General features: G+C 68.0%; 15 protein-coding genes. 7 read left to right on the forward strand and 8 right to left on the reverse strand.

The annotated features are described in order from the left end of the window. Window positions 1-4 precede the first annotated feature (4 nt). Window positions 5-1,372: a ferric reductase-like transmembrane domain-containing protein gene (locus OHA10_RS34850; RefSeq protein ID WP_371403039.1), complete on the reverse strand. Its 1,368-nt coding sequence runs from the start codon at window positions 1,370-1,372 to the stop codon at window positions 5-7. Between the two features lie 238 nt (window positions 1,373-1,610). Between OHA10_RS34850 and OHA10_RS34855 the strand changes: the two genes are divergently transcribed. Beyond that, entirely contained in the window at window positions 1,611-3,893 is a 2,283-nt protein-coding gene (locus OHA10_RS34855; protein ID WP_371403040.1) for an AAA family ATPase, read from the forward strand. Here the strand turns inward: OHA10_RS34855 and OHA10_RS34860 are convergent. Next, window positions 3,861-4,805, reverse strand: coding sequence for a zinc-binding alcohol dehydrogenase family protein (locus OHA10_RS34860; protein WP_371403041.1), 945 nt, complete (start codon window positions 4,803-4,805; stop codon window positions 3,861-3,863). The genes OHA10_RS34855 and OHA10_RS34860 overlap by 33 nt on opposite strands. A gap of 58 nt (window positions 4,806-4,863) precedes the next feature. Here OHA10_RS34860 and OHA10_RS34865 point away from each other — a divergent pair, with 58 nt between their 5' ends. The 3 genes from OHA10_RS34865 (at window position 4,864) to OHA10_RS34875 (ending at window position 9,301) form a co-directional block, all read left to right on the forward strand. Continuing rightward, window positions 4,864-5,469 carry a TetR/AcrR family transcriptional regulator C-terminal domain-containing protein gene (locus OHA10_RS34865; RefSeq protein ID WP_371403042.1) on the forward strand — a complete coding sequence of 202 codons (606 nt, stop codon included), beginning with the start codon at window positions 4,864-4,866 and terminating at the stop codon, window positions 5,467-5,469. A gap of 97 nt (window positions 5,470-5,566) precedes the next feature. Continuing rightward, window positions 5,567-7,963, forward strand: a complete 2,397-nt coding sequence (locus OHA10_RS34870) for a transglycosylase domain-containing protein (RefSeq protein WP_371403043.1) — start codon at window positions 5,567-5,569, stop codon at window positions 7,961-7,963. 75 nt (window positions 7,964-8,038) lie between these two features. Beyond that, window positions 8,039-9,301: an aminotransferase class I/II-fold pyridoxal phosphate-dependent enzyme gene (locus OHA10_RS34875; protein ID WP_371403044.1), complete on the forward strand. Its 1,263-nt coding sequence runs from the start codon at window positions 8,039-8,041 to the stop codon at window positions 9,299-9,301. Here the strand turns inward: OHA10_RS34875 and OHA10_RS34880 are convergent. Continuing rightward, window positions 9,292-9,807 (reverse strand): PaaI family thioesterase, encoded by a 516-nt coding sequence (locus OHA10_RS34880; RefSeq protein ID WP_371403045.1) that lies wholly within the window; start codon window positions 9,805-9,807, stop codon window positions 9,292-9,294. The genes OHA10_RS34875 and OHA10_RS34880 overlap by 10 nt on opposite strands. 65 nt (window positions 9,808-9,872) lie before the next feature. Here OHA10_RS34880 and OHA10_RS34885 point away from each other — a divergent pair, with 65 nt between their 5' ends. Continuing rightward, complete coding sequence (locus OHA10_RS34885) at window positions 9,873-10,364, forward strand: winged helix-turn-helix transcriptional regulator (protein WP_371403046.1); 492 nt, start codon at window positions 9,873-9,875, stop codon at window positions 10,362-10,364. 77 nt (window positions 10,365-10,441) lie between these two features. Beyond that, window positions 10,442-10,939, forward strand: coding sequence for an excalibur calcium-binding domain-containing protein (locus OHA10_RS34890; RefSeq protein WP_371403047.1), 498 nt, complete (start codon window positions 10,442-10,444; stop codon window positions 10,937-10,939). On the opposite strand, the gene OHA10_RS34895 is transcribed toward OHA10_RS34890, so the two are convergent. The 3 genes from OHA10_RS34895 to OHA10_RS34905 all read right to left on the reverse strand — a co-directional run bounded on the left by OHA10_RS34895 (window position 10,870) and on the right by OHA10_RS34905 (window position 14,720). Next, window positions 10,870-11,775 (reverse strand): hypothetical protein, encoded by a 906-nt coding sequence (locus OHA10_RS34895; RefSeq protein ID WP_371403048.1) that lies wholly within the window; start codon window positions 11,773-11,775, stop codon window positions 10,870-10,872. The two genes, OHA10_RS34890 and OHA10_RS34895, sit on opposite strands and share 70 nt — an antisense overlap. 50 nt (window positions 11,776-11,825) lie before the next feature. Then, complete coding sequence (locus OHA10_RS34900; RefSeq protein WP_371403049.1) at window positions 11,826-13,277, reverse strand: tol-pal system YbgF family protein; 1,452 nt, start codon at window positions 13,275-13,277, stop codon at window positions 11,826-11,828. Between the two features lie 84 nt (window positions 13,278-13,361). Then, window positions 13,362-14,720 (reverse strand): NAD-dependent succinate-semialdehyde dehydrogenase, encoded by a 1,359-nt coding sequence (locus OHA10_RS34905; protein ID WP_371403050.1) that lies wholly within the window; start codon window positions 14,718-14,720, stop codon window positions 13,362-13,364. Between the two features lie 126 nt (window positions 14,721-14,846). On the opposite strand from OHA10_RS34905, the gene OHA10_RS34910 reads away from it, so the two are divergent. Then, window positions 14,847-16,937 carry a M6 family metalloprotease domain-containing protein gene (locus OHA10_RS34910; RefSeq protein ID WP_371403051.1) on the forward strand — a complete coding sequence of 697 codons (2,091 nt, stop codon included), beginning with the start codon at window positions 14,847-14,849 and terminating at the stop codon, window positions 16,935-16,937. Here the strand turns inward: OHA10_RS34910 and OHA10_RS34915 are convergent. After that, the gene (locus OHA10_RS34915; RefSeq protein ID WP_371403052.1) at window positions 16,905-17,543 is read right to left on the reverse strand and encodes a histone deacetylase; all 639 of its coding nucleotides are present in this window, start codon (window positions 17,541-17,543) and stop codon (window positions 16,905-16,907) included. The two genes, OHA10_RS34910 and OHA10_RS34915, sit on opposite strands and share 33 nt — an antisense overlap. 9 nt (window positions 17,544-17,552) lie before the next feature. Next, entirely contained in the window at window positions 17,553-19,127 is a 1,575-nt protein-coding gene (locus OHA10_RS34920) for a peptide ligase PGM1-related protein (RefSeq protein ID WP_371403053.1), read from the reverse strand. Window positions 19,128-19,271 lie beyond the last annotated feature (144 nt).

Genomic DNA, 19,271 nt, shown 5'->3' on the forward strand with positions numbered 1-19,271 from the left:
GAGATCACCACTTGAACGTTTCCAGATGGAGCCGCTCGGCCGGGAGGCCGGCGGCGTCGAGGGTCTGCTTCACCAACTGCGTCCACGCATCGGGTCCGCACAGGTAGACGTCGCGTTCGGCGATGTCCGGGATCCAGTACCGAAGCGCCTGCAGGTCGTCGAGGTCGCCCGGCCCCGGGCCGAACCACGAGCCGGGGCCGCGGCGGTGGCCGGGCAACGTCAGCAGCGACAGGCCGCGATCGCGGTGGAGCGCCTGGAACTCGTTCCTGAAGAGCTGGTGATCGGTGTACCGCTGGATGAGAACCGCGTCGCCCGGCGCGTAGTCGAGTCCTTCGGCCAACGCACGCAGCGGCGTGATACCGACCCCGGCGCCGATGAGCGCGATCCGCCGTTCGGTCCGGGCTCGAGCGCTCAACCGCCCGTACGGTCCTTCGACCAGAACGCGCGTACCCGGACGTACGCCGCTGAGCGCCGCGCTGCCGTCGCCCGCTTCCTGGACGGTGATCCGCAGACTGCGGCCGTCCGGCGCGGCCGACAACGAGTACGGATTGGCCCGGGTCCAGCCGGGCCGGCCGAGGAAGCGCCAGGAGAAGAACTGACCGGCCTCGGTCTGCAGCCGGTCCAGCTGCCGTCCCCCGACGTACACCGAGACGACCCGATCGGCCTCGCGGACGACGGCTGTCACTCGCAGCCGGTGCCGGGCATTTCGCCCGACCGGCACTCCGATCCGGAAGACCAGGATCGCGGCAGCGGCGACCGCCCAAGCGGTCCACCAGAAAACGGTCCGGCTGGTCGAGGCGAGGAAGTCCTGGCCGGTCCACAGCTGGTGCGGTAGCGCGAGTCCGACGCCGAGGTATGCGTACAGGTGCAGCAGATGCCACGACTCGTACCGGATCCGTCGCCGCGCCGCCTTGATGCTCGTCAGCACGGTCATCCCCAGACAGACCGTGCCGGCCACCGCGAGCAACATGCCCGGGTAGTCAACCGTCAGGTCCCAGAGGGTGGCCGGCGTCCGGCCCAGCTCCCCCGCCGCGTATCCCCAGGTGATCGTGACGAGATGCGCCAGCATCAGGTTGAACGACGTGAACCCGGTCAGGCGGTGGATCCGCGCGAGGCGGTCCTGCCCGTACGCCGCCTCCAGCAGCGGCACCCGAGCCATCAGCACGACCTGCGCGAGCAGCAGGACAGCAGCGAGCAACCCGGTGAGCCGGCCGAGTGACGTGAGGCCGGTCGCCCAGCCGCCGAGCTCCTGGACGCCGCCGTCGGCCACCCACCAGTAGGTGACCAGCAGCAGACTCAGCCACAGGACCACGAACGCGCAGGTGCGTACCGTGTCGTCGGCGTGAGCCCGCCGGCCCGGCGCTTCGAACATGGCGACTCCTCGGGGATGACTGCATCCCAGTGTCGGGTCGCCTGCTGAGCGCATCCTTCGGCCCGGCTGTGAGCCTGCTGTGAAGCGGCCGTTTCAGGAAAGCCGTTCGCTATTGCCCGGGGCCAAGGAAATGGCTATTGTCGGGTGTTTGTACGGGCAATAAAAAAGACGCCCTCTCGGGCATCTGTTGACAGATTAGCAGATGCGATCGGGGGTTCGCAAGAGCAATGGGGGCAGCGTGGCGGATCAGCTACTCGCGGACGAGATCACCGCAGAACAAGGAGAAGTGGACCGGATGTACGACCGGCTGGACATCCTGCGGGAACGAGCCAAGAGCGAACTCGACCGGGTCCAAATCGAGGAAACCACCGGCACCGGCCAGTCCTACACCGAACGCGAATCGTTCACGGATCTGTTTTCCGGGCGATTCTCGCAGTTGTCGTCGGTCGAACGCGGATTGTGTTTCGGCCGGATCGACGAAACCGCCGGAGAACAGTTCCACATCGGCCGGATCGGACTGTTCGACGACGACTACGAACCGATCCTGGTCGACTGGCGCACGCCGGTCGCGCAGGTGTTCTACAGCGCCACGGCCGCCGAACCGCTCGGCGTCAAACGCCGTCGGCACATCCGGCTGCACGGCCGCACCGTCGTCGGGGTGGACGACGACCTGCTCGATCTCGAGGCGCTGGGCGACGGCGAACGCAGTACGTTGATCGGCGAGGCCGCGCTGCTCTCGTCCCTGACCGCGAGCCGGACCGGCCGGATGAACGAGATCGTCGCCACGATCCAGTCCGAGCAGGACCGGATCATCCGGGCCGGCCTGCCCGGCGTCCTCGTCGTACAGGGCGGTCCGGGGACCGGCAAGACCGTGGTCGCGCTGCATCGCGCGGCGTACCTGCTCTACACGCATCGCGAGACGCTCGGGCGCAGCGGCGTACTCGTCGTCGGGCCGAACAGCACGTTCCTGCGCTACATCGACCAGGTCCTCCCGTCGCTCGGCGAGACCGATGTCGTGCTGGCCACGATCAGTTCGCTCTACCCCGGGGTGGAGGCGACCGCACCGGAGTCGACCGAGGCCGCGCGGATCAAGGGCGACCTTGCGATGGCCGACGTACTCGCGGAGGCGATCAGCCGCTTCCGGGTCGTACCGACGGCTCCGATCGAGCTGAAGGTCGACCAGCACGAACTGGTACTCCGACCGAGCGCGATCCGCAAGGCGCAGCAGAGCGCGCTGGCCGCGCGATCGCAGCACAACCGAGCCCGGCCGCTCTTCGTACGGCGGATCCTGAAGACGCTGACCAACCAGATCGTCGACCGGATCGGACGGCAGTACGTCGGAGCTGTCGACATCGAGGACATCGAGAAGGAGCTGGCCGAGGACGACCGCGTCCTCGACCTGCTCGACCGGCTCTGGCCGGAGCTCACGCCACAGCTCCTCGTCTCGGTGCTGTTCTCCTCGGCGGACCGGTTGGCCGCCGCCGCGCCACAGCTCACCGACGCCGAGCGCGCCGCCGTACTGCGGCCGATGACGGCTGACTGGGCTCAGTCCGATGTCGCATTGCTCGACGAGGCGGCCGAGCTGCTCGGCGAGACCGGCGGAGTCGTTGCCGGACGCAACCGTCAGGCCGCCGAAGAGGCCGCCGCGATCGAGGCCAACCGCGAGTACGCCCACGGCGTGATCGACATCGAGCTGACCGCCGAGCGGATCGAGATCATGCCCTGGGAGATCGAGCAGTTCAAGGATCTGATCGCCCAGCGCACGCGACTGATCGACAACCCGTTCACCCTGGCCGAACGCGCCGCGTCCGACCGCACCTGGGTCTTCGGTCACGTCATCGTCGACGAGGCCCAGGAACTGTCCGCGATGGACTGGCGCATGCTCATGCGCCGCTGCCCCCGCCGCTCGATGACCCTGGTCGGCGACATCGCCCAGACCGGCTCCCCCGCCGGCGTCCGCTCCTGGCCCAACCTCCTCGACCGCTACGCCCCACGCCGCTGGCGCACCGCCGAACTGACGGTCAACTACCGCACCCCCGCGGAGATCATGGCCGTAGCCGCCGACGTCCTCACCACCATCGACCCAACCCTCACCCCACCAACCTCAGTCCGCCGAACGGGCACCGCCCCGACCATTCGCAACGTCCCCACCGAGGACCTCACCGACGCCCTCCGAGCCGCCATCACGACCTCGACCGAGGCAATCGACGACGGACGCGTGGCTGTCATCGTCCCGACCTCCCGCTACGACGACTTCGCCGCCGCCCTCCCCGATGTCGTCCACACCCATGACCCATCGGTCCTCGACGCCCAGGTCGCCCTCCTCGACGTCCCTCAATCCAAAGGCCTCGAGTTCGACGCCGTCATCATCGCCGACCCGTCCACGATCGTCGCCGACTCGCCCCAAGGCCTCTCCGACCTCTACGTAGCCATCACCCGAGCCACCAAACACCTGACCATCCTCGGCGATCTCCAGGACGCCTTGTTTTCAAGGGATTACGACCAGTCGGCGGCCGTGTGAGCTGGTGCGTTGCCAGGCGGATTCGATGTCGGTGAGGGGGACGCGGTCGAGGTGGAAGGTGAGGTCGCCGGCGCGGGTCCACTCGACGACCTGCTGATACGACTCGCCCATCGACTCCGGGGTCAGGTTGCGGGCGGCGCCGTAGAGCTCGATGCCGGAGGTGCGGAGGGCCGCGGCGGGTACAGCGAGGTCGGGGCCGGCGACCTCGCCGATCTGGACGATGCGGGTCGGGGTGGCGAAGGCGAAGGTGTCGGGGGTGAGGGCGCGGAGCAGGATCTGGGTCGGGCGGCCCCAGAGGAAGTCGGCGACGACGTCGTACCCGCCGGCGTCGGCGTACGCCTGCTGCAGCTCCTCGTCGGAGACCGCGGTGTTGATGACGGCATCCGCCTCGAGCTCGGCGAGTTGGCTGTCGTCGCGGCCGGTGGCGACGATGCGACCGGCGCCGAGCAGCCGGGCGACCTGGACGGCCAGCCGCCCGGCCACACCCGTCGCGCCTTGCACCAGGACCGTCTCCCCCGGCTGCAGCCCAGCCGCGGTCTTCATCGTGAGCGCGGTGATCGCCGACGCCAACACGGTCGCGACGGCCGGATCGATCCCGTCGGGGATCGGCGCGTATGCCCCTTCCGGTACGACGGTCTTCTCCGCGAGCGCGCCGTACGGCGAACGCACGTTGCCGAAACCGACCAGCGTCCCGTCCGGCAACCGGCCGATCCCGTCGAAGACCGGGATCATCGGCAGTTCTCCGAGATACTTCCCGCTCGCGTAATGCTTGCCGGCAGCAACCGCCTTGTCGACGTTCTCGACCGCGGCCGCGAGCACCTCGATCACCACCTCACCCTCGGCCGGGACCGGGTCGGGGAACTCCTCGTACCGCGGGACGCCGCCCACCTCGTGCAACACAGCAGCTTTCATGACACACCCCTCTCTCTAACACCGTTAGAGGCACTCTAACACTGTTAGAATCCACTGCGTGAGCCTCGACCGAAAGAAGATCGTCGACGAGGCGGTCGCGCTGCTCGACGCCGAAGGACTCGACGGGGTCACCCTGCGGAAGCTGGCCGCCCGCCTGGGCGTGCAGGCGCCGACGCTGTACTGGCACCTGCCCAACAAGGCCGCTCTGGTGACGGCCATCGCGGAGGCGATCGTTCCCGACCCGACCCCGCCGGCGCCGGACCAACCGTGGCAGGAGTGGCTCACCGACTTCGCCCTTCAACTGCGCGCCGCGCTGCTCGCCCATCCGGACGGCGCCCGGATCGTCTCGATGGCGCAGCTCTCCCGGCAGACCGCAGCCTGGTCGGAGCTCGCGATGAGTACGCTCGCCGACCGCGGCATTCTCCTCCGTGACGCACGCATCATCGTGCTGACGGTCGAGCGATTCACCGTCGGTCACGCGCTCGAGGAGCAGTCACCCCGGCCCGACACCGCCGATTTCGATCTCGAGCAGTACCGGGCGGCGTACCCGGTCTCGATGCGCGCGATCACGGAGTACTTCACGCCTGGCCGGAACGTCGACGACCTGTTCCGCGACTGCCTCGCGGTGGTCGTCGAAGGGGCCTCGGTGATCGCCCGGCAGTGATAGCGCGATCACTGTTGGTGAGATCGCTGGGCAAATGTGTAAATTCCGTAACAGGGAGAGTGCCTGAGGGACTCCACCTGACGTAATCTGCCCAACCATGCACAGAGGCGAACGGCGGGCCAAGCGGCCCAATGTCGTGATGTCGGTGTTCGTGTTCCTGCTGGTCAGTGTTCTCGCCGGAGCACTGTTCGCCGGACTGGCCCTCCCCTTCGCCGGTCTGGTCGGCGTGACGACGGCCACCGCGCACGACACCGTGCAGTACCTGCCCCAGGATCTGAAGACCGCTCCGCTGGCCGAGAAGACGATCATCCAGGACGCGGACGGCAAGACGATCGCGACGCTGTACCAGCAGAACCGGACGCCGGTGACGCTGAAGCAGATCAGCCCGGTCATGCTCAAGGCGATCGTCGCGATCGAGGACGACCGGTTCTACGAGCACGGCGCGATCGATGCCAAGGGCACCCTGCGCGCCATGCTGCGCAACCAGTCGTCGGGCGGGGTCCAGCAGGGCGGTTCGAGCATCACCCAGCAGTACGTGAAGCTGAACCTGATCAACAAGGCCCGGACGCCGGAAGAGGTCAAGCAGGCCACCGCCGAGACGTACGAGCGCAAGATCGCCGAACTGCGCTACGCCATCGCCGTCGAGAAGGAGCTGAGCAAGAACCAGATCCTCAACGGCTACCTGAACCTGGCCTTCTTCGGCGACCGTTCGTACGGCGTCGAGGCCGCCGCCATGCACTACTTCGGCGTCCACGCCGCCAAGCTCAACCTGCCGCAGGCCGCGATGCTGGCCGGCCTGGTGAAGAACCCGACCGGCTACGACCCGATCGACAGCCCGACCCGGGCCAAGGCCCGCCGCGACGTCGTCCTGCGCCGGATGCAGGAGCTGAACATCATCACCGCCAAGGAGGCGGCCGACGCGATCAAGACACCGGTCATCGACCCGGCCAAGGTCCGCATCGCCCCGAGCGGCTGCGCGAACTCGAAGTACCCGTTCTTCTGCGAGTACGTGGTGTCGAAGCTCAAGGCGAACGCGGCGTTCGGCAAGACGCCGGAGGAACGCGAGAACTACATCGAAACCGCGGGTCTCGTGATCAAGACGTCGCTCGATCAGAAGATCCAGGCGGCAGCCCAGACCTCGATCAACCAGCACTCCAAGGCCGGGGACCAGGCTGTGGCCGCGATCACGATGGTCGAGCCAGGGACCGGACTCGTGAAGGCGATGGCGCAGAGCCGGCAGTACGGCAGCAAGAAGGGCCAGACGTCGTACAACTACAACGTTGAGAAGACCTACGCCGGCGGGTACGGCGGGTTCCAGAACGGGTCGACGATGAAGGCCTTCACGATCGCCGCGGCGATCGGCAAGGGCGTGCCGACGACGTACCGGATCAACTCGCCGCAGACGATCGACCTGAGCGGCAAGACGTTCAGTACCTGCAACGGACCGATATCGTCGCCGAACTACAACCCGAGCAACTCGACCAAGACGATCGCGGACCCGTCGATGGTCGACGCGGCGCGCGCCTCGACCAACACCTACTTCCTGCAGTTGTCCGAGCAGATCGGGCTCTGCCCGATCGCGACCATCGCCTCGAAGCTCGGCATGTACGACGCACAGACGCTGAAGCCGCTCCAGCAGGTGCCGTCGTTCACGCTCGGCTCGGTCGGTCTGATCACGCCGCTGATGCTGTCCAACGCGTACGCGACGTTCGCCGCCCGTGGGATGTACTGCACCCCGCAGATCATCACGTCCATCACGATGATCAAGACGCAGAAGGCGATCCCGACGCCGGGCCCGAACTGCCACCGGGTCCTGTCGCCTGGTGTCGCGGACGGTGTCAGCTACGTCCTGCACCAGGTGATGGAGAGCGGCGGAACCGGCGCGAAGCTGAACTTCGGCAAGAGCGACCTCGCCGGCAAGACCGGTACCATTCAGAACAACTTCGCCGTGTGGTTCTCCGGCTACTCGTCCAAGATGGCCGCCGCAGCGGTGGTCGCCGATGCCGACCCGAAATACGAGGACCTGGCGCGGCTGACCTTGAACGGCAAGAAGATCGGCGACGCCTCCGGTTCGGGAACAGCCGGACCGGTGTGGGAGACCGCGATGCAGCTGGCGCTGCAGGGTCTCCCGAGCAGCAAGTTCACGAAGCCGGACGACAAGATCATCCGCGGCAACGTGAAGGACCTGCCGTACCTGAAGGGCATGACGCCCGCCGAGGCCGGCGCGAAGCTGCTGTCGATGGGCTTCAAGGTCGTCATGTCGCACGGCGACCGCGTCGACTCCGACGCCCCCGCCGGCACCGTCGCCTGGACCACCCCCCGCCAGGAGGACGGCGCACCGGCCGGCTCGACCGTCACCCTCATCATCTCCAACGGCAGCCGAGCCCAGCCCCCCGTCACCCCACCCGTGGTGCCCCCCACGATCAAACCCCCACCCAACATCCCGACCTGCATGCCCTGGGACCCCAAATGCCACCCCCGCCGAGGCGGCTGACGCCCCGGCGTAGGTGGCGCGGTGGGGATCACTAGGCTTGGGGTAATACCTACCTTTTGTGAAAGGACTCCCCCCGTGAGTGTCGATGAGTTGGCTGGTCAGGTTGAGCAGGCGCGGAAGGATTACGAGGCGCTGGTGGCCAAGGGGCTCAAGCTTGACCTGACGCGGGGGAAGCCTTCGCCGAAGCAGCTGGATGCGGCGAACGGTGTGTTGGGGCTGAGCGGTGAGCCGGTGGCGGCGGACGGGACCGACCTGCGGAACTACGGCGGCCTGAACGGGCTGCCGGAGGTGCGGGCGATCTTTGCCGAGGACCTGCAGGTGCCGGTCGAGCAGCTGCTCGCCGCGGGGAACTCGAGCCTCGAGCTGATGCACGACGCGGTCGTGTTCGCGCTGCTCGGGAAGGTGCCCGGCGCCGAGCAGCGGTGGGCCGACGTCGAGGGTCTCGCGTTCCTGTGCCCGGTGCCGGGGTACGACCGGCACTTCGGGATCTGTGAGCGGTACGGGATCAAGATGATCCCGGTGCCGATGACCCCCGAGGGTCCGGACATGGACGTCGTCGAGCGGCTGGTCGCCGAGGACGCCGCGATCAAGGGCATCTGGTGCGTGCCGAAGTACAGCAACCCGGACGGCACCGTGTACTCCGACGAGACGGTCCGCCGGCTGGCCGCGATGGAGACCGCCGCGCCGGACTTCCGGATCTTCTGGGACAACGCGTACGCCGTTCATCACCTGACCGACGCCCCGGCGAAGATCGCCGACGTCCTCGCGCTGTGCGCGGAGAACGGGCACCCGGACCGCGCGTTCGTGTTCGGGTCGAGCTCGAAGATCACGTTCGCCGGGGCCGGCGTCGCGTTCTTCGGGTCGTCGCCCGCGAACATCGAGTGGTGGCTGAGCCACACGGTCAAGCGGAGCATCGGGCCGGACAAGATCAACCAGCTGCGGCACGTGCAGTTCCTGCGCGACGCCGAGGGGCTGCGGGAGCACATGCGGACGCTGGCCGAGCTGATCCGGCCGAAGTTCGACGCCGTCGACAAGATCCTCACCGCGGAGCTCGGCGGCACCGGCCTCGCGTCGTGGACCGCTCCGGCCGGCGGCTACTTCATCAGCCTGGAGGTCCCGGAGGGCTGCGCCAAGGAGGTCGTCGCGAAGGCCAAGGCGGCCGGTATCGCCATCACCCCGGCCGGCGCCACGCACCCGTACGGCGACGACCCGACCGACCAGGTCATCCGGATCGCCCCGACGTACCCCGAGCTGCCCGAGGTCGAGGCGGCGATCACCGGCCTGGCCACCTGCGTCCGCCTGGTTGCAGGCGAGAAGCTGCTCGCCGATCAGGCCTGAGGCGGTAGTTCGAAGATCAGGCAGGTCGACGTTGCGTGGGCGAGGAGCTTGCCGCGTTCGTCGTACAGGTGGGACTCGGCGACCGCCGTACGACGACCGCGGCTGATGATCGCACCCTCGCAACGAAGCACCCCGGAGTCGACCGTGACGGGCTTGATGAAGCGGGTCATCAGGTCCAGCGAGGTGTAGCCGACGCCGGCCGGCAGCGTCGAGTGGACGGTGCAGCCGGCGGCGGTGTCGAGCAGGGTCGCGATCACGCCGCCGTGCACCGAGCCGAGCGGGTTGTAGTGGAACTCGGCCGCCGGCATGTAGACGGTGACCTTGCCCTCCTCCGGCTCGAATCCGGTCGCCCCGACCAACTGCAGGATCGGCGGCGCCGGGATCAGCCCGTCGCGCATCGCCTGCAGCATCTCCAGCCCGGACGAGCTGCCGACCCGCGCCGCCGTCTCGGCCGGATCGGTCCAGGTGAACGTCCGGCTCCGGTTCGCCTGCTGAGTCTCCGTCATGGATCGAGCCTCACACCGGTCACCTGGGTCTGTCAACGAGACCTAGAGCTCACTACGATGGCCGGATGAGTGGCTTGACGACCTACAACGCGCTGGACTGGTCGGTGGCGAACTGCCCGATCGGCCGCACCATGGAGATCCTCGGCGAACGCTGGACGGTAATCGTGCTGCGCGAGTTGTTCAACGGCATCCGCCGCTTCGACGACCTGCGGGTCCGCACCGACATCCCCCGCCAGGTGCTGTCCAACCGGCTCGCCAAGCTCGTCGAGCACGGCATCCTCCGGCGTACGCCGTACCGCGAACCGGGCGCCCGTCAGCGGTACGAGTACCGCCTCACCGAGCAGGGCCTCGATCTGTACCCGGTCCTGATCGCGATCCGCGACTGGGGCGACAAGTACCTCGCCGGCCCCGAAGGTTCACCGCTCACGATCGAACACCGCGACTGCGGAGCTCCCGTCCACACCGAGCTGTACTGCGAGTCCGGTCACCGGCTGACGACTCCGCGCGACGCCGTACCACGTCCCGGGCCGGGGGCCCGACGGCGGCCAAACGTATAAGACAAAGGGTTTTCGGTGGACAGGACTGTTTCTTCACGGGCCCCAGTGGTTAGGCTGCCATCCGGGGAGGATGGAAAGTGCGGCAGTTCAACACACCACCAGAGTGGCCTGATCCACCGACGCCGGATTGGCGACCACCACGACGGTGGCAGCCACCCAAGTCCTGGCCGAAGGCGCCGGACCGTTGGGTGTTCTGGGTCGACGAATACGGCCGAGGGGTTCGCGGACCGATCGGCCGGTACGGCGGACCGCGGCGGATCACGACCGCGATCATGGTCGTCGTACCGACGGCGCTGATGGCGCTCGTGTTGCTGAACCCGTTCAGCAGCGACTCGGACAGTACGGCGCCCCTCCTCGGGCCGACCGCTCCCGTGACCCAGGCACCGATCGAGCGCAGCGCGAAGCCGGCCCGTGCGGAGCGTCCGCCGACCGCGACAACGACGTACCGGAGTTGTGCGCAGGTCCGTGCGGCCGGGAAGGCGCCGTTGCACCGCGGCGACCCGGGCTACTCCCGCGCGTTGGACCCGGACGGCGACGGCGTGGCCTGTCCGCCCGTCGCACGCGGCAACTCCTGACGGATCCCGTCGTTCCACAGCTCCTGTGTCTGGCTGACCCAGAAGGCCGCGAACAGCACGATCAGCGTGCCCTCGATCCACAGCACCGCGTGGTCCCAGCCGAAGAGTTTCTTCCACAGGAACATCAGCAGCGGCACGACCACCATCGCGATCGCGATCACGGAGTACCTGTTCGCGGGTGAGTGCGGGACGGCGTGCTTGCGTTGCTTACGCCGGAACTGCTCCGCGTTCAGCAGCACGACCGCGACGATGCAGACGAACATCACGATCGCGGCCGCGTAGTGCGCGTGACCGATGAACCCGGACCGGTCGGCGAAGAACCACGCCAGACCGCCGCCGAAGATCAGCACCGCGACCCCGAGTCCGAGCAGGTACATCGGTGTCCAGCGCCCCGGGTTCTTGGCCCGGTCGCGGGCGATGAAGACCGCGGTCAGGATCAGGCACGGGAGCCCGACGATGAACAGCGCGAGCATGTTGTTCGAGACGTTCGCGGCGGCGTCACCGAGTCCCACCTGCACCGAGTGGCACGTGCCCTGCCCCGGCGTCGGCACCAGTGCGACCGCCGGAGCGAGAATGCCGGCCACGTTCAGCAGGATGTCCTCCGGCTCGGTGTTGCCCTTCAGCACCACCATGCAAACGCCGATCGTGATCAGCGCGCCGACGAAGATCGCCCGGACCGGCGTGTAGTAGTAGGCGCTGATCGACGTCTGCAGACAGCGCGGATCGGTCTTCGACCACTCGATCACCAGCGCGGCGCCGAGCAGGACGATCATCGCCACCATCGCCATCCGCAGGTAGCGATAGGTCTTGATGGAGTACTCACCGGGCACGGTCATCGCTCAGTCGCCCCCTCGACGTGGACTCGCTTACTCGCAGTATGCGCGGTTCACGGCCTCACGACGAGAGGTTGGAACGCAGCCCGGATCGTGGCAGCGGTCGGCTTCACATCCTGCTCGGTATCAGGGAAACCGACGCCGTTGTACGTCGTGTAGGTGATCGTCGCGGGACAGACCGACCCGCTGATCTGCAGCTTGCTCGTCCGGATCAGCCGACCGGTGCGCAGCTCGTACACGCGGACCGGAACCTGGATCTTGTAGAACGTCACCCATGTGTCCGAGCCGCCGGACCCGATGAAGGGTGTGTACCGGCACGTGCGCACAGCCGTTCCCTGCGTCTCCTCCCCCGCGCAGACGACCAGGGCTGAGTTGTCGGCCGTGGTCCCCTTCCACTGCGACGGCAGCTTGCTGGTGTACTCGCTGGCACCGGAGAACACGGCACGGTTGACGCCTCCGCGCAGCCGCGGTGCGGGGCTGTACTTCCTAGGCGTCGAGCAATAGCCGCCCGACGAAACGAGATTACGCACCCGGGCCAGCTCCGCGCGGACCTTCGCCTGCAGGATCTGGTAGTTCGCGTTCTGTACTCCGGAGCGCGCCCGGACCGCCTGCTTCGCGCGCGGGTACCGACTCACCAGCAACTGGTACATGCTGCGCGCGTTCACCCAGTCGGACTTGGCCGCTTGGGCATCGGCGCAGCCGAGCAAGGCGTTCGGCTCGATCTTCGGGACCAGCGCGTTCGGCCGGTCGAGGACGTTGCCGACCGGCTTCCGGGTCCGCAGCCAGTTGGTCACCTCGAGACTCGCGCACGAGTCCTTCAGCGGGAACCTGGCCACGAACTGGTCGACGGCCCGGCCAACGGTTTGCTGCTGGTTCGGATCGGCGGCGACGGCCGACAGCTGGTCGAAGCCCGTCTTCATCCTGGGTACGTCGATCAGCGCCGTCGCGGTCGTCAACGTGTCCGCCGAGACGTCGATCCGATCGCACGCCGCGACATCACCCTCGACGCGAACGGTCCGCGGCGCGTCGCCGATCCGATGCCCGGGACCGTACTTCGCCTGCGCCGCCCGTACGCCGCCGCAGTCGCCGGCCTCGCGCGCCGCGACCGCCTGCTTGTCGATCCGCTGCGCGTCGTACCGCTCGAAGGCGACGCCGCCCAGCACGACGATCGCGACGCCGCCGGCGACCAGCCGCTTGGTCAGACTGGCCGCCTGCAAGCGTTCACGCCGGGCCAGGAACCAGCCGTGGACGATTTGCAGCACGCCCCACCCGAGCAGGGCGAACTCGTACCCGGTCTTCCGTTGACTGCAGAGCAGGACGACGAGGATCGCCGTACCCACGAGACCGAGGACGCCGAGGAGCACGCGACGGATCAGGAAGTACCCGAGGCCGAGGAACGAAGCGTTGCCCAGGGCAACGGCCAGCGGGTCGTGCGGTCGGAGCGGCTTCGGCGGCGGTCCCGGGTACGGCGTACCTTGCGGGGGCGGAAACTGCTGGTAGCTCATATCCATCGCTCTCGGTCACGGGACGTCAACCCAAGTCTGATCGCGCTCCGCCCGCCGTCGCGCCCCGATGACCGGTTCCTGACATCAGAGCCGGATCGACTTCTTGTTCATGAATTCCTCGATACCGGCCGGGCCGAGTTCGCGGCCGAGGCCGGAGCGTTTGATGCCGCCGAACGGCAGGTCGGCCTGGGAACCGCCGGCGCGGTTGAGGTAGACCATGCCGGCATCGATCCGGTCGGCCACCCGGCGGTTGCGGTCGGGGTCGGTGCCCCAGACCGACGCACCGAGACCGAACGGCGTGTCGTTGGCCAGCCGGATCGCGTCGTCCTCGTCCTGCGCCCGGAAGACGATGACGACCGGGCCGAAGATCTCCTCGTAGTACGCATCCATCTCAGGCGTGACGTCGGTGAGGACGGTCGCCTCGAGGTACGCGCCCGGCGTGATCCGGCGACCACCGGCGCGCAGCGTCGCGCCCTGCTCGATCGCCTTGGCGACTTGGGCGGCGACCTCGTCGGCGGCCGCGGTCGAGGCGAGCGGCGGCAGCTTCGTCGCCGGATCGGACGGGTCGCCGGGGACGTAGTACTCCGCGACGCGTTTGGTCAGGCGGTCGACGTACTCGTCGTAGATGCCGGCCAGGACGATCATCCGCTTCGGGGCGTTGCACGACTGGCCGCAGTTCCGCATCCGCGCGGTCGCGGTGGCGTTGACGGTCTCGTCCATGTCGTCGGTGTCGAGGATGACCAGCGGGTCGGAGCCGCCGAGTTCGAGCACGGTCTTCTTGAGGTTCTTGCCGGCCTCGGCGGCTACCGAGATCCCGGCCTGTTCGCTTCCGGTCAGCGAGACGCCCGCGATCCGTGCGTCGGCAAGGATCCCGGGGATCTGCCGGCTCGACGCGAACGTGTTCACGTAGACGTCTTCGGGTACGCCGGCCGCGTGCAGGATCTCCTCGATCGCGCGCGCCGATCGCGGGCAGATCGAGGCGTGTTTGAGCAGGATCGTGTTGCCGAGCACCAGGTTCGGCGCGACGAAGCGGGCCACCTGGTAGCACGGGAAGTTCCACGGCATGATCCCGAGCAGCGCGCCGATCGGGCCCTTGGTGATGACGGCGCGGCCGCCTTTGATGTCGATCGGTTCGTCCGCGAGCAACGCCGGCCCGTGCTCCGCGTAGTACCGGAAGATGTCGACCACGATGCCGACCTCGCCGAGGCCCTCGTTGATCCGCTTCCCCATCTCCAGCGTCATGATCCGCGCCAGCTCGTCCGCGCGCTCCTCGAACAGGTCCGCGGCCCGCGCTACGATCGCGGCCCGCTCCGGCACGGATCGGCGCCGCCAGTCCGGGTAGGCGTCGTACACCCGTCCGATCGCGGCGCGCACCTCCTCCTCGGTCGAGTTGGCCACTTCCTCCACCAGCTGCCCACTTGCCGGGTCGGTGACTGAGTACATCGCTTCCTCCATCCAGAGCCGGGACACCGCTCACCATACTGTATACAGTGAGCCGATCTGTTGTGGTCCGGCGTCTCAGCAGGCATGCTCTGTGTTCCGCCCACTTCGTCGATCGGATGCCCGCCCGTGTCTGAGCAACGGAAAGTTCGTCGTGTCCTGCGGCTGGTCGCAGTGCTGGCCGCCGTCTCTGTGCCGTCGATGGCACTTGCGTCCCCCGGCGCACCTCCTCCGGACCCCGCGAATGCCTGGCAGTACCCGCACTGGCCGCAGCAGCAGCCGTGGCAGGAGTCCGGGCCGGACCAGCGCGTCGCGAAGACCGTGTCGAAGGGCCTGCCGGGTCCGATCGACCCGCAGAACTGGGAGAACCCGGACCACATGACGTGGGACGACTACGTCAAACCGCCCGGGACCAACTGGGCCGACCCGAACGTGAAGGGCTCGGTCCGCACGTTCAAGGGCGCGCTGGTGCTGCTCGACTACCCGAACCAAGACTTCGTGATCACCAAGCCCAAGGGCTCGACGGTCTTCGGCAACCCGAGCGCCGCGGCCAACGGCGTACCGCGGGACCAGGTCGCGTCGTTCTACCACGACTTCCTGAACAAGCCCGAGCCGCTGAACCACGGGCACACGCTGCACGAGTACTGGATGGAGGACTCCGGCGGCCGGTACGGCGTCGACCTCACCGCGTTCGGTCCGTACCGGATGCCGGGCAAGTCGCACGAGTACGGCATGGAGTTCCAGAGCCCGGCGGAGTGCCCGGCCGGCGACAACTGCGACCGCGACATCCGGACCGACGGTCGCGCCGCGTGGGTGGCCGACCAGGGCGTCGAGATCCCGGCCGGCTTCGACTTCGTATTCTTCCTCAGCGCCGGGCAGGACGAATCGTCCACCTGGCAGGAGTTCGGGATGATGAAGTTCCCGACCAAGGAGGACGTCACCGACGACTTCGGCCCGCCGGATCCGGCGCTGCCGAACTGGTCCGACACCCGGTACGTCGACTGGACGTCGTGGGCCGCCGGCGCGTCGATCTGGCCGAACGCCGGCGGCGGCTCGTCGACGCAGGCCGAGAGCTCGGGGATGGCGGTCTTCGCGCACGAGTTCAGCCACATCCTCGGGATCGGCGACAACTACAACAACCCGTACGGCGTGCCGGCCAGACGCGCGTACACCGGCATCTGGGAGATGCTGTCCCGCGGGAGCTTCAACGGCCCCGGCGGACCACACAGCAGATGGATGATCCCGGCGACCGGCGGCGCGTCGATGGGCGCGCAACACATGCTCCGCAACAAGATCAAGCTCTCGATGGTCGACGAGCAGAACGTACTGCGGTTGTCGCGCGAGGCGCTCGCGTCGTCGGGTGTCGTGATCGCGAACGTCACCGCGCGCAGCGTGAACCCGGGCGCGAAGGATCTGTCCGGGATCAACATCGAGCTCGGCGGCGCCGGCGATCTCGCGGCGCCGTGCGACGTGACCACGGATCCGTTGTGCGACGGCCGCGGGTACCAGAACTACACGGCCGAGGTGGTGGACCGGATGGGCACGGACTCGTTCACGCCCGATTCCGGCGTACTGCTCGCGAAGACCAAGAACCAGGACCGGGCGCCGTTCGAGTGGGTGATCGACGCGAACCCGCAGAACATCAACATGACCGATTACGTGCTGCCCGACGGCACGAAGGTCCCGATCACGATCGGCGACTACCGCCAACTGTCGGACGCGCTCTTCCACGCCGGCACGAACTCGGGCAGCGAGTACGAGTACACCGACACCGCGAACCGGCTGCACTTCTACATCACCAACGTCCACCGGGACGGCAAGGGCGTGCTGTCGTACACGGTCGCCGTGCGCTCACTCGACGGCTCGGGCACACAGAAGCGCGGCGTACGCGTCCTGCCCACGGTCGCGAAGCCGGACCGCAGCGGCGTACAGACCTGCGACTTCCGCCTCACCAACACCGGCAAGGCCGGTACGACGTCCGGCCCCGAGGACATCACGCAGTACCTGAAGGGCGACGTGTACCGCCTGTCCGCCAAGGCGAACGGTTGGCCCATCGCCCTCCCCAACGCCCTCGCAACCGCCAACGCGGGCCAGCAGGTGACCGTCCCCGTCTACACCAAGCCCGGCACCGGCCCGATCGGCAAGATCACCCTCACCGCCACCTCCGAGAGCGACCCGACCAAGACCTCAACCGCGACCTGCATCGCCGTCAAGCGCTGACCTCAACGCGCCGGGCGTCCAACCCAGCTGGACGCCCGGCACGGCATGCAGGTACTCGACCACGCGGTCGATCTCCCAGCCGTGTGCTTCCACCAAGCCGGTAGCTATCCACCGCAGGTACGACGCGGTGGGGGCGGCGGGGTCGAGATCGGCGACGGTTCCGTGGGTGACGGTGAACATCGGTACGCCGTCCCGTTCGCCCAGGCGGGCCACGGTTTCGTAGCGGCCCGGGCCCATCGTGTGGAGTGAGTCGACCATGGGCAGCAGGCCGGCGAGGTCGACGGCGAACTCGCCGCCCGGCTCGCGGCGCATCTCCTGCGCGGCGACGTCGCCGAGCTGGTCGGGTGTGAGGAGGTAGGCCCGGCCGGCAACGATGCCGTCCGCGGTCGAGTCGTAGAAGGCCGAGCCTCCGCCCCATACCTTCGACGTACCGGCGAAGACGAGGCCGCCGGGGACCTCGACGGCGGCGATCGCCTCCGGGTCGCTGTGGTCGCGGCAGCCCGGATACACGCGAGCTCCGCCTTCGGGGCGGCCGCCGGCCAGGTAGCAACGGAATCGGTCGAGCGCGAGATTGGATCCGTAGGCGACGTACCAAACTCGCTGCATGAAACCCCTTCAGAGCGGGAGCGGGCGTTCCGCGAAGGCCTGCTCGGCCTCGGCCAGCACGATGCGGGAAGCATCACGGTACCGGCGATCCGCCTCCGCCGGGCTGTTGCCCACCGCCGTCAGTCCGAGCCGGCCGCACTCGGTCAGGCAGCTGATCATGTGGAACACGATCCCCACCTGCCGCGACTGGTCGAAGTGGAGCCCGTTGCGGGCGACGATGTCGAACAGGTCCGCCGGACCGAGCCCGGTCAGCAGCTCGGACTCGAGGTGGTCGGTCGCGACCAGGTGCTTCTCGTGTCCCGCAGGCGTGAGGAACAACGCCGTTCGCGGGTCGTACCTCCCGTCGGTCAGGAACTGCAGCGTGAGGAACGGATGCGTCGTACCGCCCTTGCGCAGGTTGAGTTCGATCGCGTACGGCGTCCAGCCGCCGTCCGCACCGCGGACCACGACGAAGTCGACCGCGAACCGCCCGAGCGCGCCCTCGTCCGCCAGCCGCTGCCCGATCCTCGCCGCCTGCTCGGTGATCATCCGCGCGTACTCCGGCGCCGCCGGGAACACGCACCCGAGGTAGCTCTGCCCGCTCGCGCCGCCGAGCAGCTGATCGTGGGTCGACAGCAGCTCGACCTTGCCACCGGGCACGACCCGCAGCTGGACACTGGGACTGCGCAACTCGTCGCCGACGATCCGCTCCTCGACGATGCCGCCGTTCTCCGCGAACTTCGCGATGTACACGTCGAATGGCGTCGTCAGCGACTCCAGCTCCATCTCCCGGAGTCGCTGCAGCACCTCGTCCCGCTCCCCCACCGCGCCCGGGGTCGGCAGTCCCTTCAACCGGACCACCGCATTACCTTCCCCGGACACGCCTTCGTTCAGCTTCACGATCACGCTGTCCATCGCCGGCCGTTCGGCCCGCATCGTCAGCAGCGCGTCGGCCAGGTCGTCCAGACTCCGCAGGTCCTCCTTCCCCAACGGATGCGGTACGCCGAGCTCCGCGAACAACCGCCGGCACCCGGACTTCGACCCCAGCGGCGCGAGCCGCGGATCCGCGGCGTACATCGGAATGCCGAGACTGATCGCGACGTCCCGCTCGAGCTCGGTCGTGTTGTACGGCACCAGATGCGACCGCATCCGATTCGGAATCAGCTCTCCGATCCGCTGCAACAGCCGCGGCCGGGCCAGCAACTTCTCACTGAGCGACACCGGCGACGCATCATCCACCGAGACCAGCGACAACCGCGCCCGAGCATGACTCGGAATCACCCCGGGCAGCAACGACAGGTAGTACTCGATGATCTCCGGCGCGATTGGCATCGAAGTCACATAAACCATCCGCAACCGAGGCTCCCGCAACAGGATCAGCAAGAACAGAAACCGCTCCTCGTACGCCTGCATCAGCGTGCCGGACTCGGCCTCGGTCGCATCCACCGTGAGCGACGGTATGACGATCACCGACTCGTCGTCGTAGTTGCGGAACATCGCGTCCCACACGCCCGCCATCCGGCTCTGCAGCAGATCGAACCGCTCGTACCGCTCACTCTCGGTCAACGCGGACAGCACGGTCTGCTGGTCGACTCCCCCACCCATCGCAGCCTCCCCCAAGTCCCCAGGCCGCACTCAGGCCAGTCTTGCTCCAAAGAGGAAAGGGAGCAATTCATCTTCCATCGTTTAAACGTTCAGATTAGGGTGCCTCCGTCGCAGTGCTGGTGATTCAGACTCCATCCGCCCCAC

Source organism: Kribbella sp. NBC_00662, from assembly GCF_041430295.1.
Classification (GTDB): Bacteria; Actinomycetota; Actinomycetes; order Propionibacteriales; family Kribbellaceae; genus Kribbella.